Raw genomic sequence first — 26,972 nt, forward strand, 5'->3', positions numbered from 1 at the left:
GAAAGTTGCATATTCCCTCCCATCGATCGGCCCTCTAGTGTCCTTGACCAGCAGCCAGGGCATCGACCGGCGCCGATAACTACCCTTGCTGCGCGTCGGGTCGGATTCGTCCCGTCCGCAGCATGACGACAGGCCTGCGGGCACGGGGACAGGAGGCGTGATGAGGGCGGGCGACACCGGATCCGCGGCGGCGGTTCCCGTCTCCGACGGGCCCACCTGCCGGTGCACCGCCACCACTGCGGCGGCCGCCGGGAGGGCGTACGACGACCGGCCCTTCCTGGCCGTGCCGGGCATGGTCGAGGAGCGCGTCGACCGGCACCCGCACCGCCGGGCGGTGTCGTTCCGGGGCCGTTCGCTGACGTACCGCGAACTCGACGACCTGGCCAACGGCGTCGCCGCCGCCCTGGCCGGGCGGGGCGTCCGGCGGGGCGACGTGGTGCCCGTCCTGATTGCCGACGGGCTCGAGCTGCCCGTCGTCGACCTGGCGCTGATGAAGCTCGGCGCGGCCTTCGTGCCCGTCGATCCCGGCTGGCCGGCGGACCGGCTGCACGCCTCGCTGCGGGAGGTGCGGCCCCGGCTCGCGGTGGTACGCGGCACCGGCCCGCGTCCCGACACCGGCGACGTCCCCTGCCTGCCCGTCGACCTCGACGAGATCACCCCGACCCGCCGCCGGCCCGGCGTGCCGATCGGCCCGGCCGACCTGATCTACGGCATCTTCACCTCCGGCACCACCGGCACCCCGAAGTGCGCACTGAACCGGCACGACGGGATCGCCAACCGGCTGCGGTTCATGACGCGACACTTCGCGGCGACCGGCGACGAGGTGGTGCTCCAGAACAGCCGGCACACCTTCGACTCGTCGGTGTGGCAGATGTTCTGGCCGCTGACCACCGGAGGCCGCACGGTGGTGCCGGTCGAGGGCGGGTTCCTCGACGTCGAGCGGACCATCCGGACCATCGCCGACGAGACCGTCACGATGACCGACTTCGTGCCGAGCGTGCTCGGCGCGCTGGTGTCGGTCCTGGACCGGGACCCGGCGGCCCGCCGCGCCGTCGCCTCGCTGCGCAACGTGATCGTCGGCGGCGAGGAGATCGACCCCTGGGCGGTGCACCGGCTGGTCGAACTGGTGCCGGGCGTGGCGGTCACCAACGGCTACGGCCCGACCGAGGCGTCGATCGGAATGATCTTCCACACCGTCGCCCGCAGCGACGGCGACGTCATCCCCATCGGCCGGCCCATCGACAACTGCTACGCCGCCGTCGTGGACGACGAGCTGCGCCCCCTGCCGCCGGGCGAGACCGGCGAGATCGTCATCGGCGGCGTGTGCCTGGGCGAGGGATACCTCGGCGACCCGGCCCGCACCGCCGAGGTGTTCGTGCCCAACCCGCTGCCCGACATCCCGGGTGCCCGGCTCTACCGCACCGGCGACCTCGGCCGGATCGCCCCCGACGGCCGGCTGCACTTCGCCGGCCGCCGCGACCACCAGCTCAAGGTCAACGGCGTCCGGATCGAGGCGGGTGAGATCGAGACCGCCGCCACCCGGCTGGCCGGCGTACGGCAGGCGAAGGTCCTGCTCGCCCGCGAGCACCGGGGGAAGTCGCTGGCCCTCTTCCTCGCCGCCGACCCCGAGGTGACCGAGCCGCAGGTGCGGGCGCACCTGCGGCTGCTGCTGCCCCGGACCCACGTGCCCCGGCACGTCGTCGTGCGCGACGCGCTGCCGCTGACCGGCAACGGCAAGGTCGACCGGCAGGCGCTGGAGGCATGGCTGGACCGCACGTTCGCCGACCGGACCCGTCCGTCGGCCGCGCCCGCCGAGGCGCGGACGCTGCCCGAGCGGGTGCTGGGGGTGTTCCGGACGGTCCTCGGCCGGCCCGACCTCGACCCCGACACCGACTTCCTCGACGCCGGGGGCGACTCGCTCCAGGCCCTCGACGCGGTCACCGCCCTCGGCGCGGACCAGAGCCTGCGCGTCGGCGTGCAGGACCTGTTCACCCACCGCAGCGCCGCCCGGCTCGCCCGGGCGCTCGCCGTACGGCTGCGCACGGCCGATCCCACCGAGACCGAGGACGAGCTGGTGGAGCGGGACGCGAAGATCCCGGCCGACCTGCCCGTACGCCCCGTCGGCCGGCGCCGGGCGCCGCGTACGGTCCTGGTAACCGGCGCCACCGGCTTCGTCGGCGCGCGCCTGGTGCACGAGCTGCTCGCCACCACCGACGTCCGGGTGCTCTGCCTGGCCCGCGCGGCCGACGACGCCGAGGCCACCGCCCGCGTCGTGCGCGCGCTGGCCGAGCGGGGCCTGTGGCGGCCCGGCCACGGCCCGCGCCTGCACGGGTACGCGGCCGACCTCGGCAGCCCGGCCCTCGGCCTGACCCCGCAGGCGTGGGACCGGCTGGCCCACGACTGCGACCTCGTGCTGCACGCCGGGGCGCTTGTCAACTTCCTGTTCGACTACCGGGCCCACCGCGCAGCGAACGTCCTCGGCACCGCCGAGCTGCTGCGGCTGTGCCTGACGGGACGGCCGAAGCCGCTGCACCACGTCTCCACCCTCGGCGTCCTCGACAGCGAGGCCGCCCGCCATCCGCAGCCGCTGCCCGAGACGTACGACCCGGCCCTCGCCGTCCCGCCGACGAGCGGCTACAGCCGGTCGAAGTGGGTGGCGGAGCGGTACCTCGACGACGCCCGGCGGCGCGGCGCGACCGTCACGGTGCTGCGCCTCGGCGAGGTGATGCCCGCGGCCGACGACGGCCACCCCAACCCCCGGGCCCTGACCCACCTGCTGCTGGCGGCCTGCCACCGGCTGGGGATGCGGCCCGACGCGCCCGTGCGCTCCGACTGGACGCCGGTGGACTGGGCCGCCCGGCGGATCGTCGCCACGGTCGTCGACCCGCGCCAGTGGGGCGGCACGCTGCACGTCCTGCACCCGGTGAGCGTCGACTTCACCGACCTGCCGCTGGGCGGCGCGGACGCCCTGCCCCGGGTGAGCTGCGCGCGGTTCCTGGCGGGGCTGCGCGAGGCGGCCGGCGAGGGCGACCGCGACGCCGCCGTGCTGCTGGCCCTCTTCCCGCCCGGCGCGGGCGCCGACGAGGAGCGGCTGCGCGCGGTCTTCGCGACGCTGCTCACCGACAACCCCCGGCTCTTCCGGCGCGACGGCTGCGCCGAGTTGGAACGCCGCCGGGGCTTCACCGACCACCGGCTCGGCCCGTCCGTCGGCGCCTACCGCGCCTGGCTGGGCGCGCACGAGGGGCGGGAGGCCGACCGGCTGCTGCTGCCGGCGGGACCAGGGTGAACGGTCGCGCGCGACGCAATTTCCGGCACGGATGAGGGAGTGGAATGCGATACCGCAGGATGGGTCGGCTCGACTGGCAGGTCAGCGAGGTCGGGTACGGGATGTGGGGCATCGGGGGCGGGCCCGGCGGCTTCACCGGCTGGGACTACGACACCGCGCCGGCCTGCCTGGACGAGGCGGTGGAACGGGGCTGCAACTTCTTCGACACCGCCTGGGTCTACGGGCGGGGCGTCAGTGAGCAGCTCCTCGGCGGCCTGGTGCGCCGGCACCCGGACCGCCGGCTGTACCTGGCCACCAAGATCCCGCCGAAGAACCGCGAGTGGCCGCCCGGCCCCCAGGACACCCTGGACGACGTCTTCCCGGCCGAGCACATCCGCGAGTTCACCCACCGCAGCCTCGAGAACCTCGGCGTGGACCGGATCGACCTGCTCCAGTTCCACGTCTGGGAGGACCGGTGGGCCGCCGACGGCCGCTGGCAGGAGGCCGTCGCGGACCTCAAGCGGGAGGGCCTGGTCGACGGCGTCGGGATCAGCGTCAACCGGTGGGAGCCGACGAACTGCCACGCCGCCCTCGACACCGGCCTGATCGACGTCGTGCAGGTCATCTACAACATCTTCGACCAGGCGCCGGAGGACGAGCTGTTCCCGCGCGCCCAGCGCGACGACATCGCGATCATCGCCCGCGTCCCGTTCGACGAGGGGACGCTGACCGGCACGCTGACCGCCGACAGCACCTGGCCGGAGGAGGACTGGCGCAGCACGTACTTCGGGCCGGAGAACCTGCTGCCCAGCGTGGAGCGCGCCGAGCGGCTGGCCGCCGACGTGCCGGCGGGGATGACCATGCCGGAGCTGGCGCTGCGGTTCATCCTGCACCACCCCGCGGTGAGCACGGTGATCCCCGGCATGCGCCGCGCCGAGCACGTCCGCGCCAACCTGGCCGTCAGCGACGGCGTACCGCTGGACGCCGGGCTGCTGGACACGCTGCGCGGCCACCGGTGGGACCGCAAGCCGACGTCGTGGTCGCAGTGAGCGCGCCCCGCCGCGGCGCCGCCCCGGGGTGGCGGGAGACGCGGTACGGGAGGCCGGCATGCCGGTGATCGCCATGTGGGCGCATCCCCGGGCGCTCTCCACCGCGTTCCTGCGCATGATGATCGCCCGCGGCGACGTCACGGTCGTCCACGAGCCCCTGGTCACCCTCGTCGACGAGGGACACGTCGAGCTGCCCGCCGCCGACGGCGGCACCGTCACCGTGACCGATGCGGCCGAGGTCGTCGCGCACCTGACGGAGCTGGGCCGGGACCGGACCGTCTTCGTCAAGGACACGCTCGAATACCGCTACCGGCACCTGTTCGCCGATCCCGGGGCGATCGCCGACGTCACGCACACCTTCATCGTCCGGGAACCGGCCCGCACGATCAGCTCGCACTACGCGATCAAGCCGACGGTGACCTGCCCGGAGATCGGCTACGAGCACCAGTGGGAGCTGTACGACCTGGTCAGCCGGACCGCGCACCGGCCGCCGGTGGTGATCCGGGCCGAGGACCTGCTGCGGCACCCGGGGGAGACGGTGTCGGCCTGGTGCGAGGCCGTGGGGCTGCCGTTCCTGCCCGAGGCGCTGAACTGGGCGCCGGGGGAGCGCACCGAGTGGCGGCGTACGCGCAAGTGGCACCTCGACGTCGAACGCACCTCGGGCTTCTCGCCGGTCGAGAAGTCCTTCGAGGTGACCGTCGCCAACAACGACACCCTGCGGTCGTACCACGACTACCACCAGCCCTTCTACGAGCGGCTGATCCGGCACGCCATCTCCATCGGGGAGGACTCATGACCACCACCGCCGCGCCGCCCGTGACCGCGTCGTCGACGCTGTCGCCGGGTGAGCTGTTCGCCCGCGCGTACGCCGACGATCCCGCCGGCGCCGAGGTGCGCTTCGACTACACCATCACGGACGCCTTCCAGCCGACCAAGGAACGCCCCCGGGTGACCGTGCGCAACCTGTTCCGCAAGCGGCCGGTCGGCATGGAGCCGGTCCGGTTCTGGTCCGAGGGCCGGCCCGACGCGGGCGAGGCCGCCGCCGTGCACGAGTCGGTCCTGCGCCGGGAGGCCGCCTTCCGGTTCGGCACCGCCTCCGCCGGGGTGCACCCGATCCGCGCCTGGGTGCGTATCCCCGAGGAACTCGCCGACGACCCGGAGGCGCTGGCCTCCTTCATCGACTACCGGCTGCTGGTCCGCCTCGCCACGGCCGAGAACCAGGCGCTGACCATCGGCGAGGGCGGCCTGCTGCGGCACCCGGAGATCGGGCGGCTGCCGTACCGGCACGACTGGCTCAGCGGCCTGCTCGCCGCCTGCGACGAGATCGAGCAGACCGGGGCCACCCCGCACGCGATGATCGTCAACCCGCGGGACTACTACACCCACCTGCTCGGGAAGGGCTCCCTCCTGACGGACCTGACCCGCAACGGCGTCCAGATCAGCCGTACGCGGATGGTGGCGCCGGGCGAGGCGGTGGTGGGCGACTTCGCGATGGCGGCCCGCCTGCTGGACGCGGGGCGGTCCGCGATCCGCGTCGACACCCCGCCGCCCGGCACCCTGTCCACCGACGGCCCGGCCGTCTGCGCCGAGATCCACGAGGGACTGGCCGTGCACCTGCCGACCCACTTCTTCCACGTCGTACCGGCCTAGCGCCTCGTCGTACAGCCTTGGCCGGGTGATCCGGGCTGCTAGGGACGGTGGTGGCCGCCGAGCCGGTCTGGGGTGGGAGGGTGTGTGACGCTGTCGAGCTGAGTCGTCTGTGACATCAGGCGTCGTCCGGGCCACCGTGGCCCCAGACGGCGGTGAATCGTCTGCGACATCAGCTCGACAGCGTCCCACGTGCGGACACTTCCGCCGACGGACACCATGACGGACCCTGGAGTTCATCGCGAACCCGCGCCTCGGTCGGAATGCTGGTTCCCCCCAGCGGTTACCCGACCGAACGCCGGACCAGTCGTTCGTGATCAGGACGCCATGTACCTCAAAGGGGGCTGCTCCGCTCGCGGTCGGATGGCATGCTCGTGTCCCGTGATCGATGATCTCGCGAAGGACAACCTGCATGGCCGATTCAGATCTGTCCGTCAGGCGATAGGGACGAATGCTCCCGGCCTGGTCAAGCGCCTGGCGACCGGGGAGGCCAGGAATCTTGGCGAGATCTTCGACCGCCCGCTCTCGGAATCGCTGCCGCGGTGGCAGGGCGCGGACGGCAGCGACCTGCGGGTGACCCCGGGCGTGGAGGCTCGCCCGTGAGGGCGGTCATCGTCGCGGCTGTGGTCGCATTCGTCATCTCCCTGTTCGGCACGCCGGTGGCGATTCGCGTCTTCACCGCGCTCAAGGCAGGCCAGCCGATCCGATCCATCGGGCTTGCCAGCAACCAGGGAAAGAAGGGCACGCCCACGATGGGCGGCGTCATCTTCATCGTGGCGACCGTCTTCGCCTACGTCGCCGGGCACATCGCCCTGACCACCCTCCCGGAACGGCAGATCGCGCAGGAAGGCCCGACAATGACGGCCCTCGTCCTGCTCGGCCTGTTCGTCTTCTGCGGCGCGGTCGGCTTCTTCGACGACTTCCTGAAGGTGCGCCGGCGCAACTCCGACGGACTGTCCGCCAAAGGCAAGCTGCTCGGCCAGGCGATCGTCGGCGGCGGGTTCGGCATCGCCGCGCTCTACGTGCCGAGCACCGACGGCCAGACCGTGGCCAGCGAGCACATCTCGCTCATCCGCGACATCAGCTGGCTGGACGTCGGCAAGGTCGGCGCGGTCCTGGTCATCGTCTTCGTGATCATGGCGATGTCGAACGGCGTGAACCTCACCGACGGCCTCGACGGCTTGGCCACGGGCGCGTCGATCCTGGTGCTCGGCGCGTACGCGGTGATCGGCTTCTGGCAGTACCGGCACTGGTGTGCCGACGACGCGTACGCCCGCGTGAACGACTATTGCTACCAGGTCCGGGACCCCCTGGAGATCGCCATGATCGCGGCGGCGGCGGCCGGCGCCTGCGTGGGCTTCCTGTGGTGGAACACGTCTCCGGCGCGGATCTTCATGGGTGACGTGGGCTCGCTCGGGCTCGGCGGCCTGATCGGCGGGCTCGCGGTGGCAACCCGCACGACGCTGCTTTCGGTCATGATTGGCGGGCTCTTCGTCATCATCACGACGACCTGGGTGATCCAGATCGTCTCGTTCCGGACCACCGGAAGACGTGTCTTCCGGATGGTGCCGCTGCACCACCATTTCGAGTTGGCCGGGTGGAGCGAGGTCAACATCGTGGTCCGGTTCTGGATCGTGGCCGGTGTCTGTGTGGCGGTCGGCCTGGGCCTGTTCTACTCGGATTTCCTGGCGGTCGTTGGATGAGGTCACGCGACGCGGAGGTTCGCCCCGGGGCTGCTCCGTCAGCAGGCTGCCGCCGGGGCTGGTGCGTTCGCGGACCCGGTTGAGGGGTCGTGGATCCAGGTGGTGGCGCAGCCGTCGGCGACGGTCTTGAGTCGTCGATTGGATCGTTCCGCTTCGATGCCGCTATCCTGAGCGCGAGGTGCCCGGTCGGCCTTCGGTCTGCCTGGTCGCTGGTCGGTCCACTGGGGACTCGACCTGCGTCGGCAACCGCGATGCCGGACCACCTCACCGCCCAGCAAGGCCTCACGGAGCACGGGCTAGGAGCGTCACCGCATGACCACGACCGGCGGGAAACTATCGTTCTACCGGCCCATCGTCCCGCTCTTCGCCGCGATCTTCCTGTGCCTGCTCGGCGTGGGCGCGTCCCTGGCGGTGCTGCCGTTCTACGTCCTCGACGAGCTGGACGGCAACCGGGTCGAGGTGGGGGTGGTGATCGCCGCGATCGCGGTCTCCGCCGTGATCGCCCGGCCCATCGCCGGCCGGGTCGGCGACCGGCACGGGTACCGGACGGTGATGCTGGGCGGGGCGGTGGTGTGTGCCGCCGCCGGGGCGGCCTACCTGGTGGCCGGCAACATCGGCGTGCTGGTCGGCGTCCGGGTCCTGCACGGGATCGGTGAGGCGGCCGTCTACACCGCCGGCGCGGCCTGGCTGGTGGCGCTGGCGCCGGCCGACCGGCGGGGCCGCGTCGTCGGCCTGTACGGCATCTACATGTGGCTGGGCATCACGCTGGGCGCCCTGCTCGGCGCGGTGCTGCTGCGTACCTCCGGCTATCCCGCGGTGTGGCTGTTCGCGGTCCTGGCGGCGGCCGTCGGGGCCGCGCTCGTCGCGACCCGACCGCGGCCGCAGCAGGCGAGCCCGGCGGGCCGGGCCGGCATCCTGCCGCGCAGCGCGGTGGCGCCCGGCGTCGCGCTCTCCCTGGCCGGGTTCGGCTACGCCGCGCTGGCCGCGTTCGTGGCCCTGCACATGGCGGAGCGGGGCATCGAGAACGGCATCGTCGCGTTCAACGCGTTCGGCTTCACCTACGTGGGGGTGCGGCTCGTCGTGGGCGGGCTGCCCGACAAGCTCGGCGCCGGCCGGGTGGCCGTCGGGTCGGCCCTGGTGGAGGCGGTGGGGCTGCTCCTGGTCGCGGTCGCGCCGAACCTGCTGGTCGCGGTCCTCGGCGGGCTGGTGATCGGCGCCGGGCTCTCGCTGCTCTTCCCGGCGCTGGCCCTGTTGGTGATCAACCGCACGGACCCGGCCCACCAGGGGACGGCGCTCGGCGCGTTCACCTCGTTCTGGGACATCGGCCTGGTGGCCGGGGCGCCGCTGGCCGGCCTGGTCGCCAGCATGGCCGGCTACCCGGCGGTCTTCCAGGTGATGCTGCTGGCGGCGCTGCTGTCGGCGGCCCTCTCGGCGTGGACGATGCTGCCCCGCCGCTCCCCGTTGAACCAACACTCCGGCTGACCTCCCACCCACCCATGCCTCGCTGATCATGGGGTTGGCGGCGAAGCCGATCTCCTCGGCGCCCGCCAACCTCATGATCGACCCGGGTGGCCGGGTGGCCGGGTGGCCGGGTGGCCGGGTGGCCGGGTCGGGTCAGGGGAGGCGGGACGGGGACAGCGGGGTGGGGTCGACCGGGGGCAGGGCGTCGACCGCCAGCGCGGCTAGCAGGGCGCCCGCCGCCGGCGAGGTCTGGACGCCGTAGCCGCCGAGCCCGGCCATCCAGAGGAAATCCGGCGCGTCGGGCGCCGGGCCGATCACGGGCACGTCGTCCGGGACGGAGGTCCGCAGCCCGGCCCAGGGCTGGTGGACGCGACGGATGTCCAGTGTGGTCGCCGCCTGCACCCGGTCGGCGCCGATCGCCACGTCGAGGTCGTCGGGGCGGGCGTCGCCCGGCGGCACGGGAGTGGTGTCGCACGGGGAGACCAGCAGGCGCCCCGACTCCGGCTTGAAGTAGAAGGTGCCGTCGACGTCGTTGACCATCGGCCAGTCCCCCGCCGGGACACCGGCCGGCGCGTCCACCAGGAAGGCGGTGCGCCGCAGGGGCGTCAACCCCACCGGTCGTACGCCGGCCGCCGTCGCGACCTCGTCGGCCCAGGCGCCTGCCGCGTTGACGACGACCCGGGCGGTGAACTCGCCGGCGTCCGTGTCCACCTGCCAACCGTCGCCGCCGCGCCGCAGCCGGCGTACCCGCGCGCCGCACACGACCCGGCCGCCGGCCGCCCGGATGCCGCGCAGGTAGCCCTGGTGCAGCGCGGCGACGTCGAGGTCCCGCACGGCCGGTTTCACCATCGCCCGCCGGCACCACTGCGGCCGTACGACGGGGCAGTGCCGGGGCAGGTCGGCGACGTCGATTTCGCGGGCCGGCGGGTCCACCTCGGCCCCGTCGCGCAGCGCCGCCTCGAAGGCGTCCTCGCTGCCCGGTGGGCAGAGGCTGAGCGTGCCGCGCGGGGTGAGCAGCGGGTGCTCGGCGAACCCCGGCGGCGGCGCGGTGAGGAAGCCCCGGCTGGCCCGGGTCAGCGCGCGCACCGCCGGCCCGCCGTAGTACTCGGAGAACACGGCGGCCGAGCGGCCGGTGGAGTGCTGGCCGGGGACCTGCTCCATCTCCAGCAGCACCACGGTCCCGTACGCGGCGAGGTGGTGTCCGGCGCTGGCGCCCGCGATTCCGCCGCCGATGACCAGATAGTCGATCATCGATTGAACGGTAGTCGGCGAGCCCTGCGCGGACAAGGCCCGCCGAACATCGATCTTCCCGCCGCAGCCGCAGCCGCAGCCGCAGCCGCAGCCGCAGCCGCAGCCGCAGCCGCAGCCGCAGCCGCAGCCGCAGCCGCAGCCCTGGCCCCAGCCGCGGCCGCAGCCGGAGTTCACGGCCGCGGCCGCGGGTGAGCCGTGCGGCCCGCCGGTGCGACGGGCCGCGCGGGTCAGGGGCCGCAGTAGAGCAGACGGTTCGGCGTGCCGCTGACCACGCCCGTCACCACTCCCGTCGTCGCCCTGCCGACCAGGTACGCGGCCACCTGCGCCGGGCTCCAGGTCGGATTGGCCGAGAGGGCGAGCGCGGCGCAGCCGGTGACGTGCGCGGCGGCCATCGAGCTGCCGCTGATGGTGGTCACCGCCGCGTCGCCGGTGTGCCAGGTGGAGGTGATGTTGGCGCCGGGGGCGAACAGGTCGATGCAGCTGCCGTGGTTGCCGCTCGGCATCCGGGCGTCGGTGCTGGTGGTGCCCGCCACGGTGAGCGCCGCCGCGACCCGCGCCGGCGAGAAGTTGCAGGCGTTGGCGTTCGAGCTGCCCGCCGTGACGGAGTAGGTCACCCCGGACGAGATCGACCGGTTCACCGCGGCGTCCAGCGCCGTGCTGGCGCCGCCGCCGAGTGCCAGGAGCGCCACCGCCGGCCGCACGGCGTTCGCGGTGACCCAGTCCACCCCGGCGATCACCTGGGAGAAGGTGCCGCTGCCGGCGCAGTTGAGCACCCGTACCGGCCGCAGCCGGATCTCCTTCGCCACCCCGTGCAGGGTGCCGCCGATGGTGCCGGCGAGGTGGGTGCCGTGGCCGTTGCAGTCGTCCGCCGGGCCGCCGTCGACGAGGTCGACGCCGCCGCCGGCCCGGACGCCGAAGTCGCCGTGCGTACTCCGGATGCCGGTGTCGATGACGTACGCGTGCACGTTGTGCGCGGTGTTCGGGTAGGCGTACCGGCCGTCGAGCGGGAGGTTGCGCTGGTCGATGCGGTCCAGGCCCCACGACGGCGGGTTGAGCTGTACGCCCGGCCCGACGAGGGTCACCACCCGGTCCCGCTCCACGTACGCCACGGCCGGGTCGGCGGCGAGCCGCCGGGCGGCCCGCTCCGGCAGGTGCGCCACGAATCCGTTGAGCGCGTGCCCGTAGACGCGGTCGACGGTGGCCCCGTAGCGGTCGGCCAGCCGCCCGGCGGCGTCCGTGACGGTGGCCCGCCGGTCGTCGGCGCGTCCGATGGCGTCGTCCCTGAGCACGACGACGTATCCGTCGGTCACCGCGTTCGGGGCGTCGGCGTGCAGGATCTCGCCGGTGGCCGGGGTGGCCGCCGCGGGGGTGCCCATCGCGGCGACGACCGCGGCGGCGGCGAGTACGCCCACCGCGCGGGCCCGCCATCGCCGGGTACGGGGAAGTGTCATCTGCCGGTCCTCCTCCTGTCGGCCCCGCGCCGGCTCGTGACCGGACGCGGAGCAGCCTGGCCGTTGAGAGGAGGCTATCGGCTATATAGATCCATCTGAATGCCTGTCGGGGTGTCGGCTACCCGGCGAACCGGTAGAGCACGAATCCGTACGGGGACTCCGCCCCGGCGTCCCCGCTCTGCCTGCCGGCACCGCAGGCGATCACGCTGGTGTTCCACGAGCACGTGTCGCTGCGTACGTCCGCCAGCTGGCCCAGCTCGGCCACCTCACCCGAGCCCACCGACAGCCCGGCGACGCTGCGGTCGTCCTCGACCGAGCTGGGCGGGTCGGCGAGGAGCAGCAGGTTGCCCGCGTCGAGCCGGACCGCCACCCCGCGACGGTCGGAGAGCACGGCGCGACCGTCGGGGCCGAACAGCGTGCCGGCCGACTCCGGGGAGGTCCGCCGGGCGAGCAGGTGCTCGCCGAGCGGCACGAGCCGGGTCGCCCGGGGCGCCTTCCACCGGCTCACCTTCTCCTCGGTGGCCGCCACGACCTCGGTGGTCTCGTCGTCGCCGCCGGTCACCTCCAGCAGGCACGCCCGCCGCTCGCCGCAGGGCACCAGGGCCTCCGGCCGGCGCTTGTCGTCCTCGGCCGTGTACAGCACCTTCGGCTGGGCGTCGCTCGTCAGGTCGTACGCGAGCAGCTGGTAACCGGCGTCGTCGCGGGCCACGTAGAGGCGGTCCTCGTGCGCCACCACCAGGTCGTCGTGGTCGGCCACCCCGGCGCGGGTGCGGACCACCTGGCCGCTGCCCATGTCGACCAGTCGGACGGACCGGTCCGCGCCCACCTGCACGATCCGGTTGACCTCGCCGCGCCAGGGATCGCGCGGGGAGCCGTCGAGGAAGGCCGGGCCGCCCAGGGCCTTGTCGGTGGTGACCGGGTGGACGCTGGTGCGGGTGTTGTCGTACTCGTCGCGCGGGGTGGGCTGCGACCAGACCTCCCCGCCGTCGCCGAGGCGCAGCCCGACGAGCCGCTTCCCGGCGCGGTCCACCTGCACCGCGACGCCGTCGCCGAAGATCACGTCGTCGTTGCCCAGGATCGACCGGCGCCACCGCTGGTCGCCGGAGTCGCCGGCGAGCAGCACGAGGTCCCGGGGGGTGTCGTCGCCGATGGCGTCGGCGAAGACCGCGACCGCGCCGGGCAGGGCGACGATCCGCTTCCACCGCTCGGAGGACGCCGCGGTCTGCTTGCGCCACTTCACCGCGCCGGTGCCGGCGTCGACCGCCACCACCTCCAGCCGCCCGTCGCCGAGCGGATACCCGAGATAGGCCCGCTGCCCGAGGACCGCGGTGAACATGTCCGCCGGTCGTTCCGTGCCGGCGGGCACCCGGGTCAGCTGGTCGACGGTCCGGAACTCCAGGGCGGGGTAGCGGTCGCGGGTCAGGTACAGCACCGCCGCCGTCGCCACGCCGGCGAGCGCGAGCACGGCGGCGAGCGAGACCCACAGCGCCCGGCGTCGGGGGAGCGCCGGCCCACTCCGGCCGCCGCCGGGCGACGCCGACACCGGCGTGCCGGAGACGGGTACGCCCGGCCATACCCCCGCGGGACCACCCTGGGGTACGCCCGGCGGCGCGTAGGGTGCCGCGCCGCCCGCCGGTGCGCCCGAGGCCGGGACTGCGGCCGGAGTCCCCGGCGGTGCGTACGGTGCCGAGCCTTCGGCCGGTGCGCCCGACGAGCCAGCGGCCGGCGCCCACGGCGGTGCGAACGGTGACTGGCCCGCTCCCGGCGGTGCGAACGGTGCCGGGCCCGCGCCCGGTGGTGCGAACGGGTCGGCCGGTGACGGTGCGGCGGGCACGGTCGGGGCGGTCGGCGGCCCGGCGACCATGGTCGGCGTCAGCCCGGCGGGCAGGGCCGGCGTGACGCCCTCCGGTCCGGCGACGGCGGTCGGCGTGGGGGCCGGGCCGGCGGGCACGGTCGGCGCACTGCCGTCCTGGCCGCCGACGCCGTCCCCCGACGCGGCGGGCGCGTGCGGCGTGCTGCCGGCGGATGCGGGCTGCGCCGGCACGGCGGGCGGTGCCGGTGCGGAGGCCTGCGGTGCCGGCGCGGCGGGATCGGGCTGTGGTGCGCCGGCCGGTTGCGCCGCAGCGGGGGGTTGCGCGGGTGCGGCGAAGGCGTCGGCGGCCCGGGCGCGCCGGGGCAGGGGCAGGTCGGTCAGCGCCCCCTCGGCCACCGGCAGCTCCGGCTGCTCCAGCACGGTCGGGGCGATGCCCAGTTCGGCGTGCAGCAGCCGGGCCACCATCGGCATCCGGGTGGCGCCACCGACCAGGAACAGGCCGGAGAGCTGCTGCGGGTCGAGGCCGGCCGCGCCGATCACGTCCCGGGTCACCGCCACCGCCCGGCCCAGCAGCGGCCCGGCCACCCGCTCCAGGTCGGCCCGGGTGAGCGTGACCGCCGCCTCCACCCCCGGTACGGCCACCGGCGCCGCCGGCACCCGCGACAACATCTCCTTCGCGCCCCGGACGTTCTCCCAGAGCTCGTGGCGCTCCCGCCACTGGGTCGCGGACTCCGGGCGGGTGAGCCGCTCCCACCGGTCGGGGTGCGCCTCGGCGACCAGTTCGCCGAGGCGACCCAGCAGGGCGGTGTCCACGTCCAGGCCACCGAGGTCGTCCGCGCCGCCCGCGGTGACGACCGTGAACCCGGAGTCGCCCCACGGGTCCGCGCCCTCGTTGCGCAGCACCGCGACGTCCAGCGTCCCGGCGCCGAAGTCGAAGACCGCGATCGTTCCGCCCACCGGCACCGGGCGGCGCAGCACCTGCGTGTAGTAGCGGGCGGCGGCCACCGGTTCCCGCAGCAGACGGGTGCCCGGCGGCGTGGGACCGGAGAGCGTGTGCTCGGCCGCCGACGGCCAACCCGCTGTCGCCAGGGCGTCGGCCAGCACCTGGCGGCGGGCGGCGTCCCAGGTCGCCGGGCACGTCAGCACCGCCGGGGGCAGGAACCCGACCGCCTCGACGGCCGCCCGGGCCACCGCGTGCAGCGTCGCGGCCAGCAGTTCGGCCGGCGGATACCGGCGGTCACCCAACACGACGGCGGGCTCGTCGATGCGCCGCTTCGGGTTGGGCTCGTACCGGCCCGGATCGGTGCGGGCCAGCCGCTGGGCGTCCCGGCCGGCGTGCAGCAGCCCGTCCGCGTCGGCGTACACGCCGGAGGGGATGATCGGCTGCCCGTCCACGAGCAGTGCTCGGGTGTGCCCGTCGGGCCGGCGCAGCACGGCGACGGTGTGGGACGTGCCGAGGTCGACGCCGAGGGCGTACCCCTCGTGCTGGCCTGCCATCTGCCGTTACCTCCGCGGGACGAGGGGATGCCCGGCCCCGAATCGTACGCAGCAGCCGCACCAGCGCCGATCGCGCCCTGACGTGCGACTCAGGCGGCGCGCACCGTCACCCGACGACCAGGTCCAGGCCGGCGATCTGCTCGGGGTCGGCGACCACCTCGATGCCGAGGATCCGGTCGGTGACCACGAAGCTGAGCACCAGGCGGGTACGGCCGTCGACGAGCACCACCGCCCCCGGTGCGCCGTCCACGAACGCAGGCACCGCCCCCTGCGCCTTGCCGGAGAAGAAGCTGGCGACCGTGGCCGAGCCGCGCGCCTCGCCGGCCCCGCCCATCCGCACGGCCGCCGCGTCGGAGCGCAGGACGACGTGCGGGTCGAGCAGGGTGAGCAGGTCGTCGAAGCGCCCCTCGCGGGACGCGGCGAGGAACGCCTCGACGGTCCCACGCTGCCGGGCCCGGTCGGCCTCCGGCGCCGGCGACCCGCCCTGCACGCGCCGGCGGGCCCGGCTGGCGATCTGCCGGACGGCGGCCGGGCTGCGGTCGACCACGGGCGCGAGCTCGTCGAAGGAGACCGCGAACATGTCGTGCAGCACGAACACGAGCCGTTCGGTGGGGCCGAGGGTCCGGAGCACCACGTCCAGCGCGCGCCCGACCGACTCCGTGAGCATCGCCTCCCGCTCGGGGTCGGGCTCGCCGTCTCCGGGCGTGGTCGACTCGTCGGCGGCCACGTCGGCGGGCCGCTCGTGCCGCGCGGCGCTGGAGCCCAGCCGGTCGAGGCAGACCCGCCCGACGGTGGTGGTGAGCCAGCCCGGCAGGTTCTCGATGCCATCGACGTCGGCGCGGCTGAGCCGCAGCCAGGTGTCCTGGACCGCGTCGTCGGCCTCGGCCCGGGAGCCGAGCATCCGCTGGGCCACGGAGCGCAGCCGGTGGCGCTGCTCCTCGAAGCGCTCGGCGAGCAGGTCGGTGTCGCTCACGGCATCGCCATCCCGGTCGGCCTCCGGCCTTCGTGTGGCCCGGGTCACATCTGTCACGTCGCCCCTCCGGCTGTCGACAGCAGGGTGACGAACGAGGAAAGCGCTGCGGCGGGGGCGTCGGCAGCGTAACAGGAAGGACGGCACACGATGTCCGTACAGGCCCGTATGCGGAACCCCGCGACCCTGCTTCCCGACGCGGTGAAGGCGATCAATCTGCTCTACAAGGCGGCCCACTCGGCCGGGGTCCCGGGGAGCACCCTGGAGCTGGTCCACCTGCGGGCCAGCCAGATCAACGGGTGCAGCGCCTGCCTCGATTCCGGCGCCCGCAACGCCCGGAAGGCGGGGGAGACCGAGGAGCGGCTGTTCGCGCTGGCCGCCTGGCGGGAGACGCCGTACTTCACCGACGCCGAGCGGGCCGCACTCGCGCTCGCCGAGTCCGCGACCCGGCTGGCCGACCGGGCCGACCCCGTGCCCGACGAGGTGTGGGACGAGGCCGCCCGGCACTTCGAGGAGAAGGAACTGGCCGCGCTGGTGCTCTGGCTCGCGACCACCAACTTCTTCAACCGGTTGAACGCCACCACCCGCCAGCCCGCCCCGCAGAACTGGGGCTGAGCGGGCGACCGACCCGGGCGTACGGCGCGCGCCGCCGCACGCCCGGGTCGCGCCGCGTACGCCAAGAGGCGCTCAGACGGTGTGCACCAGCCGGAAGCGCTCGAGCAGCACCGGGGTGTCGTCGTCGACGGTGAAGCCCGGGTCACCCAGCTCCGCGCGCACCTCCGCGCTGTGCCAGAACGTCTCGTGCCCAGCCCGCCACTGCGCCACCGACTCGTAGCCCTCGCCCTCGTCGAGGGCGTGCGGCAGGTCGACGTCGCCGAGCCGGACCACGCGTACCTCGGTCACCTCGATCACCGCGACCCGCCGGCCCGCCGAGTCGACCACCGCCGAGCGCTCACCCACCTCGGGCATCGGCTCGTCCGTCCGCTCGTAGCCGAGCACGAGGCTGGACGTCGACGTCTTCGCACCGGACAGGATCGCGGCCACCAACTGGTCCCGCAGCGGCCCGGGGAACGCGAACTCCGCAGGGGAAAGATCATCAAGTTCCACGTCCGAAGGGTACGCGCCAGCACTGCCCGGGGCGGTCGGGTTTCGTCGACGACGTCGGCATCCACCGATGCCTGGCCCCGGCTCCGGTCTAATGGACCCATGTTCACCAGCCGAGCGCCGGTCGTCGCGACGTTCCTCGCCGCGCCACTGTCGTGATTGCCCAGAAGCCCGGCTGGCTCTGCTCTTCTGCACCGCGCACACCCGCTACTTCGAGTCCACCGGGGTCGTGATCGGTCGGGCCGGGGCTACCGGCTGTTGCCGGTCAGCGTGGTCTTGAGGGTGGAGACGGCGCGTTCGCCGAGGGCTCTACCGGCGCCAGGCCGGCGTAGGCGGCAAGGTGACCGGGTTGTCGAAGGTCGACAGGCCCCCGACCGCGTCGATGAACTCCGCCGACAACGCACAGGAGCAGCTTGGCCAGCACACCCGGCGGGCCGCGGGCGGGTGCTTCCAGCGCCTCCCGGCGCTGCCCGTGCACCTGCCGATCGGCGGCTCTCGACGCTAACTACCTTTGATGTACGCAATCGTGGGCTTGTCGGAGTTGTACCGAACAAAATGGTCAGTATTGCTGAAGGTGTTGCACCGGTAGCTGTCACCTTCCTGGTCGAAGAATTCGTAGTCGTAATGCTCTTCGTTGGAGAAATCCAGCCGGTAGGCATAGCCGCCGACATTGTCACCCGACATGTCAGCATTGGAATGCAGCTTGTACCTCGAGATGGCCGTCGTGGTCTTGAAACTGCTCTCGGTGGTTATCCAGTCGTTTCCGCCAACAGGCCAGTTGCAGCTGATGCCGAAGTCGGTCTTCCCCATGGGTGCACCCGACCCGCCCTGGTCCGCGCCGGATTCGCCGAGGTAGCCCACCTCGTACTTCTTCCCCCTGGCGCTGGTGAACTCCTTCCAGACGATCGCATCCTCGTTGACTTTGACGGCAACCTTCTTCGCCATTTCCCACCTCTTCCGACAGGGCGGTCATTGCTCCGCCTCGGCCATTCCCTGGTGTGATCAATGGCCACGATAGGCGAGTGATCGGCGGATCGACCTAATTTGCTCACTACCGCCTCGGCCTGACGGTGTTTCGGTACCATGTCGCTTTCTGCCGTGCCGTGCGGGCCAGCAGGCCGTTCAAGTTCGGGTACGAGGCTCCGCCCGTAATCGGTCACCGACCGCGACCCGCTGACGACCACCCTCCGGTTCGGCGGCGACCCTGGGTCACCTCCAGGCGCGGGCGGGACCGGCATCGCGGTCGACGACCCCGCCCGGCGAACGACTCCGGGATAGCTGTGGGGCCCGTCGACAGCCGGCTGGAGGTTTGCCACCATCGGCGGATGCTCGGAAGGGAGAGGCCGGTGGTGGTTGCCGTATGCGGATCTCCCGGAGCCGGAAAGACCACGGTCGCCATCGCGTCGGCGCGCCGCCTCGGGCTACCGCTGCTGACCCGGGACGAGTTGAAGGCCGGTCTCGGGTTGTCCTCCGCTTCCGTCACGCACGGTGGCGGTGTCCAGCTCGATTCCGATTTCCACATCGCCGGTGGTCCCTTCAGCCTCCGCGCCGAGGCCGTGATGGCCGACGCGGCCCGGCTGTTCGCGACCGCACGGGTGAGTTTCGTCGTGGAGTCCTCGGTGTTGTCGCACAGGCTGCTCGATGCGCTGATCACGTGTGGCGCACGAGTGCTCGCTGTGCACGTCGTGGCCGATGAGGCAGTGATCCGCGATCGCCTCCGTGCCAGAGCGGTCAGCGGCGCGGCTGTCGACCAACAGCTCGAATCCCAGTTCCAGCGAGGCGACATGAAGCGGTCGATCTTCGAGCCGCCGGACGGAGTCGACGCCGTCGTCGAAGTGGACACCTCAGGCCATGGGGATCCGGTCATCGAACCCATCGAGGAAGCGGTCCTCACCCTGCTTCGGTCAACGCCTGACCGTACGTTCCGGTCCAGGCGGTAAGTGCGTAGCGTGTCTTTGCGCGTGTTGGGACACTGCGCCGGTGACCGGATCCGCACTGCCTCAGCTGCTTCGGCCTCGTGCCCTGAGGCCCGGAGATCTCGTCGTCATCGCATCGCTGTCCGGGCCGCTCCATGCCGCTTACGAGCCCGACCTCGAGCAGGCGATGGTCGTGCTCGAGCGGATGGGATTTCGCGTGCGTCGGGCTCCGCTACTCGAAGCAGGACGCCACCATTGGTGGAGCGCGGCTACGCCAGCGGAGATCGCCAGGGAATTCAATGCTCTTCTGCGTGATCCTGAGGTGCGCGCCATCATCGCGCACGACGGTGGCCAGACAGCGCTCGGCTACCTCGACCTGATCGACGTTGCGGCGATCGCTGCCGACCCCAAGCCGATCCTCGGCTACAGCGACATCTCGCTGCTGCATCTGGTGCTCTACGCACGCACGGGACTCGTCGGGTTTCATGCCGACTTGGCCACGCCTGGACTTGGCGGGGCGTGGCAGGTTGCGCCCGCAGCGCGCCGAGCGCAACTTGAAAGGCTCTACTCGACGTTGCTGACCAGTACCGAGGCCATCGGTGCGCTGCCTGCCACCCCGTCATGGGAGTGCTGGCGTGCCGGTCGTGCCGAAGGCCGGCTGATCGGCGGGGTGATCAATCGTATTGTGCTGGCGCAGGCGACGCCTTACGCGCTGCCGCTCGAGTGGTTCGACGGTGCGGTGCTGTTTTGGGAGGAAATGGGCGGCCACGCGTCGTACGTGTGGAGCTACCTGCAGGTGCTGCGGCACTGCGGCATCCTCGATCGGATCTCCGGCATGGTCGTGGGCGTCCCGTACGCGATCGACGGGCTCGGGGCGCCCGACGCGTCCCCGACCCTGCCCGAGATAGTCCTCGACGTCCTCGGTGAACGTGACATCCCGGTCCTGGGTAACGTCGAGTTCGGACACGCCGGCCCGAATCTGCCGATGCCGGTCGGCATCCACGTCGGCCTCGATGCCCAGCAGCGGACGTTGTCACTGCTCGAACCGGCGGTACGGCCGCATGCGACAACGGGACCGGTCGGCTGAGCAACACGGATCGGTCAGGGGCATCGACGAGTCGGCGAAGGTAACGGACGGCCGGGGAACCAGACTGTCGGCCACCGGCACAAGGACCCGCCTCGGACGGCACGGCCGACGCTACTGGCCCGCCAATGGCACGTAAGATCAGAGAGAGCTGAGACGAGAGCGGCCCAGGCTCGGCGAGAACGCCGCTGACCTGGGCCGGTACTGCTGGAGCGGGCGACGAGAATCGAACTCGCACCGTCAGTTTGGAAGACTGAAGCTCTGCCATTGAGCTACGCCCGCGTGCGCCCCGCCATCGCAGGGCGCGCCGACAGCGTACCGAATGACCCGCGTGCTCCGCGCGGCCGTATCCCCGGCGGGTGGTGTCGGAGCGTCGGATGTCCGGTTGGTCCCCCTTCGGCGCGTTGAGGGACGCCCCGGGACTTCCGGCGGGTCGCGACGGCATAGACTGCTCGTCGCCACGGGGTGTGGCGCAGCTTGGTAGCGCACTCGCTTTGGGAGCGAGGGGCCGTGGGTTCAAATCCCGCCACCCCGACTGTCGTCCGCGGCCGGTCGCCGGGGTCGCCCTCTGTGCGGTCCCCGGCCGCTGCCGGTGCGTCCGGCCGGCTCGCCTACACTCGATGGGCTAATCACGCCCAGACTAAAACCGAGATCCGTCAAGGAGTACGCCTGTGAAGAGCACCGTCGAGACTCTGAGCCCGACGCGCGTGCGGCTCGCCATCGAGGTGCCGTTCGTCGAGCTCGAGCCGAGCCTCAGGAAGGCGTACCGGGAGATCGGGCAGCAGGTCCAGGTGCCCGGCTTCCGCAAGGGCAAGATTCCTGCGGCCGTGATCGACCAGCGGGTCGGCCGGGGCACCGTCCTCAACGAGGCGGTGCAGGAGGCCATCCCGCAGAACATCCTCGCCGCCGTCCGCGAGCACGACCTGAAGACGCTCGGCCGCCCCGAGGTCGAGATCACCGAGTTCAACGACGGTGACTCGCTGAACTTCACCGCCGAGGTCGACGTCCGCCCGGAGATCACCCTGCCGGACCCGGCCACCATCGAGGTGACCGTCGACGAGCTCCAGATCGACGACAGCGAGATCGACGAGCAGGTGAAGAACCTGCGCGAGCGGTTCGCCACCCTGAAGACCGTCGAGCGGGCCGCCCAGGAGGGCGACTACGTCCAGATCGACCTGAACGCGACCGTCGACGGCGAGGACGTGCCGGGCGGCTCCGCCAGCAACATCTCCCACGAGGTCGGCAGCAAGCAGCTCCTCCCGGGCCTGGACGAGGCCGTCGTCGGCCTGGCCGCCGGCGAGGACACCAGCTTCACCACCCAGCTCGTCGGCGGCGACTTCGCCGGCCGCGACGCCGAGGTGGCGGTGACCGTCCGCACGGTCAAGGAGAAGGAGCTGCCGGAGCTCAACGACGAGTTCGCCCAGATGGCGAGCGAGTTCGACAGCATCGAGGAGCTGCGCGGCGACCTGCGGGAGCGGGTCACCCGGGGCAAGCGGGTCGAGCAGATCTACGCCGCCCGCGACAAGGCGCTGGAGCAGATGGTGGCCGCCGCCGAGGTGCCGGCGCCGGAGGGCATCGTCCGCGAGGAGGTCGAGAGCCGCAAGCAGGCGATGGTCGACCAGCTCGAGCGGATCGGCGCCTCCCTGGAGGAATACCTCGCGGCCGAGGAGAAGACCGAGGAGCAGATCGACGCCGAGCTGACCGAGGCGGCGACCGAGGGCGTCAAGGTCCAGCTGCTGCTGGACACCCTGGCCGACGCCGAGGACGTGCAGGTCTCCGACGACGAGTTCGGCCACGAGATCGTGCACCGGGCCCAGCGCGCCGGGATGGCTCCGCAGCAGTACTACGACCAGCTGGTCCGCTCGGGCGCGGCCGGTGCCGTCTTCGGTGACGTGCGGCGGGGCAAGGCCCTGGCCTCGGTCATGGAGCGCATCAAGATCAAGGACTCGGCGGGCAACGAGGTCACCCTCGACGCGCTGCGCGCCGAGAACGAGGCCGAGCACAACCACGAGCACTGACAGTGCGGGGAGGCCGCCGTCCGCCGCCTGCGGTGGACGGCGGCCGATTCCCTTTTCGGGTACGCCTCGGCGGTACTGCGCTGATAGCGAACACTGCCCGGACCGGCGCTCTGCCATCCGGCTGAGCGGTTAGTGTCGGGTAGGACGGTACGGAGAGCGAAGGGCTGCCATGACCGACATGCACATCCAAGCGAAGCCGCTCCGGGCGATCGATGCCCGCGGTGGCGACACCATTGGCAACCTCGACGACTCGGTCTACAACCGGTTGCTCAAGGAACGCATCATCTTCCTGGGCAGCGAGGTGACCGACCAGGTCGCCAACCGCATCTGCGCGCAGCTCCTGCTGCTCGCCGCGGAGGACCCGGACCGCGACATCAACCTCTGGATCAACTCGCCGGGCGGTTCGGTCTACTCCGGCATGGCGATCTACGACACCATGCAGTTCATCGACAACGACGTCTCGACCGTGGCGATGGGCATGGCGGCGTCCATGGGTCAGCTGCTGCTCTGCGCCGGCACCAAGGGCAAGCGCTACGCCCTGCCGCACGCGCGGATCATGATGCACCAGCCCTCCGGCGGTCTGGGCGGCACCGCGTCCGACATCGCCATCCAGGCGGAGCAGATGCTCTACACCAAGCGGATGTTCCAGGAGCGGGTCGCGCACCACACCGGCCAGAGCCAGGCGCAGATCGAGGCCGACTCCGACCGCGACCGCTGGTTCACCGCCCAGGAGGCCCTGGACTACGGCTTCATCGACAAGGTGATCATCGGGGCCGCCCAGGTTCCGGATGGCGCCGGGACCCTGAGCTGAGGAGCTGACGATGACCGACCTGAGCCTGCCGCCCCAGTTCGCGGCCGTGCACAACCGCTACGTCCTGCCGTCGTTCGTCGAGCGCACGTCGTACGGGGTCAAGGAGTCCAACCCCTACAACAAGCTCTTCGAGGACCGGATCATCTTCCTCGGCGTCCAGGTCGACGACGCGTCGGCCAACGACGTGATGGCGCAGCTGCTGACGCTCGAGGGCACCGACCCGGACCGCGACATCATCATGTACATCAACTCGCCCGGCGGTTCGTTCACCGCCATGACGGCGATCTACGACACCATGCAGTACGTCCGGCCGGACATCTCGACGGTCTGCCTCGGCCAGGCCGCCAGCGCGGCGGCCGTGCTGCTGGCCGCCGGCACCCCGGGCAAGCGGATGGCGCTGCCGAACTCGCGGATCATCATCCACCAGCCGGCCACCGAGGGCGGCTACGGGCAGGGCTCGGACATCGAGATCCAGGCCCGGGAGATCCTGCGGATGCGGACGCAGCTCGAGGAGATGCTCTCCCGGCACTGCAACCGGCCGATCGAGAAGGTCCGCAAGGACATCGACCGTGACAAGATCATGACGGCCGAGGAGTCCAAGGAGTACGGGCTGGTGGACACCATCCTCACCAGCCGCAAGAAGGGCCTGCTGGCGGCCAACGCCGCCAGCTGAACAGCTCGGGTCGCGGTCGGCCGGGAGTCCGCTCCCGGCCGACCGTCTGACACACCCGATTTGGGGGTCGGAGAAACCTCCGCCAGCGGGTAACGTCGGGTCTGTGCCGCTCCACCGGTCCGCCGGCGGGGTGAAACGAGCGGGGTGAAACGAGGCGGGCGCTTCCACGTCCGCAGGCAAGGGCCGGGTCTCCGGCCGACGAGTGCAGGGAGAACGTAGGTGGCACGGATCGGTGACGGCGGCGACCTACTGAAATGCTCGTTCTGCGGGAAGTCGCAGAAGCAGGTCAAGAAGCTCATCGCGGGCCCTGGGGTCTACATCTGCGACGAGTGCATCGATCTCTGTAATGAGATCATCGAGGAGGAGTTGGCCGAGTCCGGCGAGGTGAAGTGGGAAGAGCTTCCCAAGCCGATGGAGATCTGCCAGTTCCTCGACACCTACGTCGTCGGGCAGGACCAGGCCAAGAAGGCGCTCGCCGTCGCGGTCTACAACCACTACAAGCGGATCCAGGCTGAGGCGGCCGGCGCGCCGGGCTCCGGCAGTGACGCCGTCGAGCTGGCCAAGTCCAACATCCTGCTGCTCGGCCCGACAGGGTGCGGCAAGACCCACCTGGCGCAGACCCTGGCGCGGATGCTGAACGTGCCGTTCGCCATCGCCGACGCCACCGCGCTGACGGAGGCCGGCTACGTCGGCGAGGACGTGGAGAACATTCTCCTCAAGCTGATCCAGGCCGCCGACTACGACATCAAGCGCGCCGAGACCGGCATCATCTACATCGACGAGGTCGACAAGATCGCCCGCAAGTCGGAGAACCCGTCGATCACGCGGGACGTCTCCGGCGAGGGCGTCCAGCAGGCGCTGCTCAAGATGCTGGAAGGCACGGTGGCCAACGTGCCGCCGCAGGGTGGGCGCAAGCACCCCCACCAGGAGTTCATCCAGATCGACACCACAAACGTGCTGTTCATCTGTGGTGGTGCCTTCGCCGGGCTCGACCAGATCATCGAGGCCCGCACCGGCCACGGCGGCACGGGCTTCGGCGCCCGGCTCCGGTCGGTCTCCGAGCGGTCGACCGACGACATCTTCAGCCAGGTCATGCCGGAGGACATGCTGAAGTTCGGGCTGATCCCCGAGTTCATCGGCCGGCTGCCGGTGATCACCAACGTGCGCAGCCTCGACCGCATCGCCCTGGTGCGCATCCTCACCGAGCCGCGCAACGCCCTGGTCCGGCAGTACCAGCGCCTCTTCGAGCTCGACGGCGTCGAGCTGGAGTTCGAGCCGCCGGCCCTGGAGGCGATCGCCGACCAGGCGATGCTGCGCGGCACGGGCGCCCGCGGCCTGCGCGCGATCATGGAAGAGGTCCTGCTCTCCGTGATGTACGAGGTGCCGAGCAACCCCGACGCCGCCCGGGTGCTGATCACCCGCGAGGTGGTGCTCGAGAACGTCAACCCGACGATCGTTCCCCGCGAGTTCACCGGCCGGCGTGCCCGGCGGGACCGCGAGGAGAAGTCGGCCTGATCCACCGCCGCCGCGCCCGACCACTCCGGTCGGGCGCGGTGTCGTGTCCGGCCCGGCCGACGCCGGTGGCCCGATCCACCCGTGGCCCGGGAGCCCCGCCACCTCTTCGACGCTGTCGCCGCGCCCCCTCCGGTCGTACGCTGATCCCATGCGCGTCGCCGTCTGTCAGCTGAACTCGCGGGAGGACCGTGAGGCGAACCTCGCGGCCGCGGAGGCCCTGCTGGAACGCGCGGCGGCAGCCGGCGCGGACCTGGCGCTCCTGCCGGAGTGCGTCGACTACCTCGGCCCCACCGCGGGTCTCCCCGAACCGGAGCCAGTCGACGGCGAGGTCGGCCAGTTCTTCGCCGGCGTCGCCCGGCGGCTGGGCATGTGGCTGATCGCCGGGTCGATCCACGAGCGCGGGCCGGATCCGGCCCGCACCTGGAACACCTCCCTGGTCTTCGACCGCTCCGGCACGCTCGCCGCCAGCTACCGCAAGATCCATCTGTACGACGTGGAGATCCCCGGCCGGGTCTCCTACCTGGAGTCGGCCACCGTGGCCCCGGGCGACCAGCCGGTGGTCGTCGACGTCGAGGGCCTTCGCGTGGGCCTGTCGATCTGCTACGACCTCCGGTTCCCGGAGCTGTACCGGCGGCTCGTGATCGAGGGCGGCGCCCAGTTGCTCGTGGTGCCGGCGGCCTTCACCCTCCACACGGGTAGGGATCACTGGGAGGTGCTGCTGCGCGCGCGGGCGATCGAGAACCAGTGCTTCGTCGCCGCGGCGGGGCAGACCGGCGACCACCAGCCGAGCCGGAGCTGTTACGGCCGCAGCATGGTGGTCGACCCGTGGGGGACGGTGCTCACCCAGGTGCCCGACGGCCCGGGCCTCGCCGTCGCCGACCTCGATCTCGACCGGCTGCGGACGATCCGCGCCGAGCTGCCCAGCCTCGCGAACCGCCGCCTCTGACGCTCACCCCTGAAGCAGTACGCCCAGCACGGCGAAGCCGGCGATCGCGGCGGCCGTGACCAGGAGTGCCGTCGTCATGCGGGACCGACCACGGCGGGCCAGCCGAGCCACCGAGACCAGGACGACGAAGACCACGAAGGCGCCGATGACCAGCTGCCAGAACGGCAGCAGCAGTCCCGTCAGCGCGTCCTCGGCGAGCACGGTCACCCGGGTGCGCGGGAGGTCAGCCATGACAGACACTCTGGCACGCCGGGACCGCCTTCGGACCCCGGCGGTCATCACGAATGCGCGACCGCCGGCGGTCGTTCCGGACTGACAGTGACGAACGCCGATTTGCCTTCTCCGGGCGGGCGGCGTAACTTTCTCTCTGCACGCGGAAGGCCGGACAAACCGGCCGACAACGGCACCAGGCTCGTGGCGGAGACGCCGAGCGAGGCTGAGGATCCGGGCGGTGCGAGGACACTCCAAGATGGGGTTGCGATCGCGAGGCCGACCGGTTAGAGTTCGGAAGCCGGCAGGAGCCGGGCGGATGGCCATGCAGTGGCGATCGGCCGGTCTGCGGTTCCCCACGACAGCAACGACCGCCGTGATACGGCGAGCGTCATCGTGGATTCGGAACACTTCCTTGATCACCTCGGACACGGGGTTGACGATGGGAAGTGGGCCGAGTAAGGTAAAGAGGTTGCCCCAAGCGGGTTCCCACGATGTGGGACACCTGAGTGGTGTGTGGTTGTTCTTTGAGAACTCAACAGGGTGCTTGATAAGCCAGTGCCAATTATGATTTATACCCCGGACTGG

The 26,972-nt window shown here is 72.1% G+C and carries 22 protein-coding genes and 2 tRNA genes; 16 read left to right on the top strand and 8 right to left on the bottom strand.

Translation table 11 applies throughout. From position 1 onward, the window contains the following. Positions 1 to 160: 160 nt before the first annotated feature. The 7 genes from ACLQ20_RS29425 to ACLQ20_RS29455 all read left to right on the top strand — a co-directional run bounded on the left by ACLQ20_RS29425 (position 161) and on the right by ACLQ20_RS29455 (position 9,146). Positions 161 to 3,286, top strand: a complete 3,126-nt coding sequence (locus ACLQ20_RS29425) for a non-ribosomal peptide synthetase (RefSeq protein ID WP_425858204.1) — start codon at positions 161 to 163, stop codon at positions 3,284 to 3,286. Positions 3,287 to 3,330: 44 nt separating this feature from the next. Next, positions 3,331 to 4,314, top strand: a complete 984-nt coding sequence (locus ACLQ20_RS29430; RefSeq protein WP_151454976.1) for an aldo/keto reductase — start codon at positions 3,331 to 3,333, stop codon at positions 4,312 to 4,314. Between the two features lie 58 nt (positions 4,315 to 4,372). Beyond that, entirely contained in the window at positions 4,373 to 5,110 is a 738-nt protein-coding gene (locus ACLQ20_RS29435) for a sulfotransferase family protein (RefSeq protein WP_151454977.1), read from the top strand. Then, positions 5,107 to 5,964 carry a family 3 encapsulin nanocompartment shell protein gene (locus tag ACLQ20_RS29440; RefSeq protein WP_151454978.1) on the top strand — a complete coding sequence of 286 codons (858 nt, stop codon included), beginning with the start codon at positions 5,107 to 5,109 and terminating at the stop codon, positions 5,962 to 5,964. Before ACLQ20_RS29435 ends, ACLQ20_RS29440 begins: the two co-directional genes overlap by 4 nt. A 378-nt stretch (positions 5,965 to 6,342) precedes the next feature. Further along, a complete protein-coding gene (locus tag ACLQ20_RS29445) occupies positions 6,343 to 6,564 on the top strand; it encodes a hypothetical protein (RefSeq protein WP_358122259.1) in 222 nt (73 codons plus the stop codon). Then, the gene (gene mraY / locus ACLQ20_RS29450; RefSeq protein WP_425858205.1) at positions 6,561 to 7,664 is read left to right on the top strand and encodes a phospho-N-acetylmuramoyl-pentapeptide-transferase; all 1,104 of its coding nucleotides are present in this window, start codon (positions 6,561 to 6,563) and stop codon (positions 7,662 to 7,664) included. Before ACLQ20_RS29445 ends, mraY begins: the two co-directional genes overlap by 4 nt. 312 nt (positions 7,665 to 7,976) lie before the next feature. Further along, positions 7,977 to 9,146, top strand: a complete 1,170-nt coding sequence (locus tag ACLQ20_RS29455) for an MFS transporter (RefSeq protein ID WP_425858206.1) — start codon at positions 7,977 to 7,979, stop codon at positions 9,144 to 9,146. Between the two features lie 132 nt (positions 9,147 to 9,278). Here ACLQ20_RS29455 and ACLQ20_RS29460 read toward each other — a convergent pair whose 3' ends face one another. The 4 genes from ACLQ20_RS29460 to ACLQ20_RS29475 form a co-directional block, all read right to left on the bottom strand. After that, positions 9,279 to 10,376: an FAD-binding oxidoreductase gene (locus ACLQ20_RS29460; RefSeq protein WP_327029350.1), complete on the bottom strand. Its 1,098-nt coding sequence runs from the start codon at positions 10,374 to 10,376 to the stop codon at positions 9,279 to 9,281. Between the two features lie 227 nt (positions 10,377 to 10,603). Next, the gene (locus ACLQ20_RS29465; protein WP_151457581.1) at positions 10,604 to 11,827 is read right to left on the bottom strand and encodes a S8 family peptidase; all 1,224 of its coding nucleotides are present in this window, start codon (positions 11,825 to 11,827) and stop codon (positions 10,604 to 10,606) included. Positions 11,828 to 11,945: 118 nt separating this feature from the next. Next, positions 11,946 to 15,137, bottom strand: a complete 3,192-nt coding sequence (locus ACLQ20_RS29470) for an Hsp70 family protein (RefSeq protein ID WP_425858207.1) — start codon at positions 15,135 to 15,137, stop codon at positions 11,946 to 11,948. Positions 15,138 to 15,243: 106 nt separating this feature from the next. Next, complete coding sequence (locus tag ACLQ20_RS29475) at positions 15,244 to 16,110, bottom strand: sigma-70 family RNA polymerase sigma factor (protein WP_425858208.1); 867 nt, start codon at positions 16,108 to 16,110, stop codon at positions 15,244 to 15,246. Positions 16,111 to 16,257: 147 nt separating this feature from the next. On the opposite strand from ACLQ20_RS29475, the gene ACLQ20_RS29480 reads away from it, so the two are divergent. Further along, on the top strand, positions 16,258 to 16,722 hold the full coding sequence (locus ACLQ20_RS29480) for a carboxymuconolactone decarboxylase family protein (protein ID WP_225852341.1): 465 nt from the start codon (positions 16,258 to 16,260) through the stop codon (positions 16,720 to 16,722). A gap of 72 nt (positions 16,723 to 16,794) precedes the next feature. On the opposite strand, the gene ACLQ20_RS29485 is transcribed toward ACLQ20_RS29480, so the two are convergent. Continuing rightward, entirely contained in the window at positions 16,795 to 17,214 is a 420-nt protein-coding gene (locus ACLQ20_RS29485; protein ID WP_225852340.1) for an ASCH domain-containing protein, read from the bottom strand. A gap of 498 nt (positions 17,215 to 17,712) precedes the next feature. Continuing rightward, complete coding sequence (locus ACLQ20_RS29490) at positions 17,713 to 18,156, bottom strand: hypothetical protein (protein ID WP_151455989.1); 444 nt, start codon at positions 18,154 to 18,156, stop codon at positions 17,713 to 17,715. Positions 18,157 to 18,536: 380 nt separating this feature from the next. Between ACLQ20_RS29490 and ACLQ20_RS29495 the strand changes: the two genes are divergently transcribed. Continuing rightward, complete coding sequence (locus tag ACLQ20_RS29495; RefSeq protein ID WP_151455988.1) at positions 18,537 to 19,151, top strand: AAA family ATPase; 615 nt, start codon at positions 18,537 to 18,539, stop codon at positions 19,149 to 19,151. A 40-nt stretch (positions 19,152 to 19,191) separates the two neighbouring features. Further along, a complete protein-coding gene (locus ACLQ20_RS29500) occupies positions 19,192 to 20,214 on the top strand; it encodes a S66 peptidase family protein (protein ID WP_327029347.1) in 1,023 nt (340 codons plus the stop codon). Between the two features lie 205 nt (positions 20,215 to 20,419). On the opposite strand, the gene ACLQ20_RS29505 is transcribed toward ACLQ20_RS29500, so the two are convergent. Next, positions 20,420 to 20,493, bottom strand: a tRNA-Gly gene (locus tag ACLQ20_RS29505). Positions 20,494 to 20,672: 179 nt separating this feature from the next. Between ACLQ20_RS29505 and ACLQ20_RS29510 the strand changes: the two genes are divergently transcribed. The 6 genes from ACLQ20_RS29510 to ACLQ20_RS29535 all read left to right on the top strand — a co-directional run bounded on the left by ACLQ20_RS29510 (position 20,673) and on the right by ACLQ20_RS29535 (position 26,174). Then, positions 20,673 to 20,746 (top strand) — tRNA-Pro (locus ACLQ20_RS29510). A 136-nt stretch (positions 20,747 to 20,882) separates the two neighbouring features. Then, on the top strand, positions 20,883 to 22,229 hold the full coding sequence (gene tig / locus ACLQ20_RS29515; RefSeq protein WP_327029346.1) for a trigger factor: 1,347 nt from the start codon (positions 20,883 to 20,885) through the stop codon (positions 22,227 to 22,229). 169 nt (positions 22,230 to 22,398) lie between these two features. Further along, positions 22,399 to 23,040 (top strand): ATP-dependent Clp protease proteolytic subunit, encoded by a 642-nt coding sequence (locus tag ACLQ20_RS29520; RefSeq protein WP_091628855.1) that lies wholly within the window; start codon positions 22,399 to 22,401, stop codon positions 23,038 to 23,040. A gap of 10 nt (positions 23,041 to 23,050) precedes the next feature. Then, positions 23,051 to 23,713, top strand: a complete 663-nt coding sequence (locus ACLQ20_RS29525) for an ATP-dependent Clp protease proteolytic subunit (RefSeq protein WP_327029345.1) — start codon at positions 23,051 to 23,053, stop codon at positions 23,711 to 23,713. A gap of 219 nt (positions 23,714 to 23,932) precedes the next feature. Next, complete coding sequence (gene clpX, locus ACLQ20_RS29530; protein ID WP_151455911.1) at positions 23,933 to 25,228, top strand: ATP-dependent Clp protease ATP-binding subunit ClpX; 1,296 nt, start codon at positions 23,933 to 23,935, stop codon at positions 25,226 to 25,228. A 148-nt stretch (positions 25,229 to 25,376) separates the two neighbouring features. After that, positions 25,377 to 26,174 (top strand): carbon-nitrogen hydrolase family protein, encoded by a 798-nt coding sequence (locus ACLQ20_RS29535; RefSeq protein WP_425858209.1) that lies wholly within the window; start codon positions 25,377 to 25,379, stop codon positions 26,172 to 26,174. 3 nt (positions 26,175 to 26,177) lie between these two features. Here the strand turns inward: ACLQ20_RS29535 and ACLQ20_RS29540 are convergent, their stop codons facing one another. Further along, on the bottom strand, positions 26,178 to 26,405 hold the full coding sequence (locus ACLQ20_RS29540; RefSeq protein WP_121399376.1) for a hypothetical protein: 228 nt from the start codon (positions 26,403 to 26,405) through the stop codon (positions 26,178 to 26,180). Between the last annotated feature and the right edge of the window lie 567 nt (positions 26,406 to 26,972).

Origin of the sequence: Micromonospora sp. DT46 (genome assembly GCF_049841735.1) — a bacterium.
GTDB lineage: Bacteria > Actinomycetota > Actinomycetes > Mycobacteriales > Micromonosporaceae > Micromonospora > Micromonospora reichwaldensis.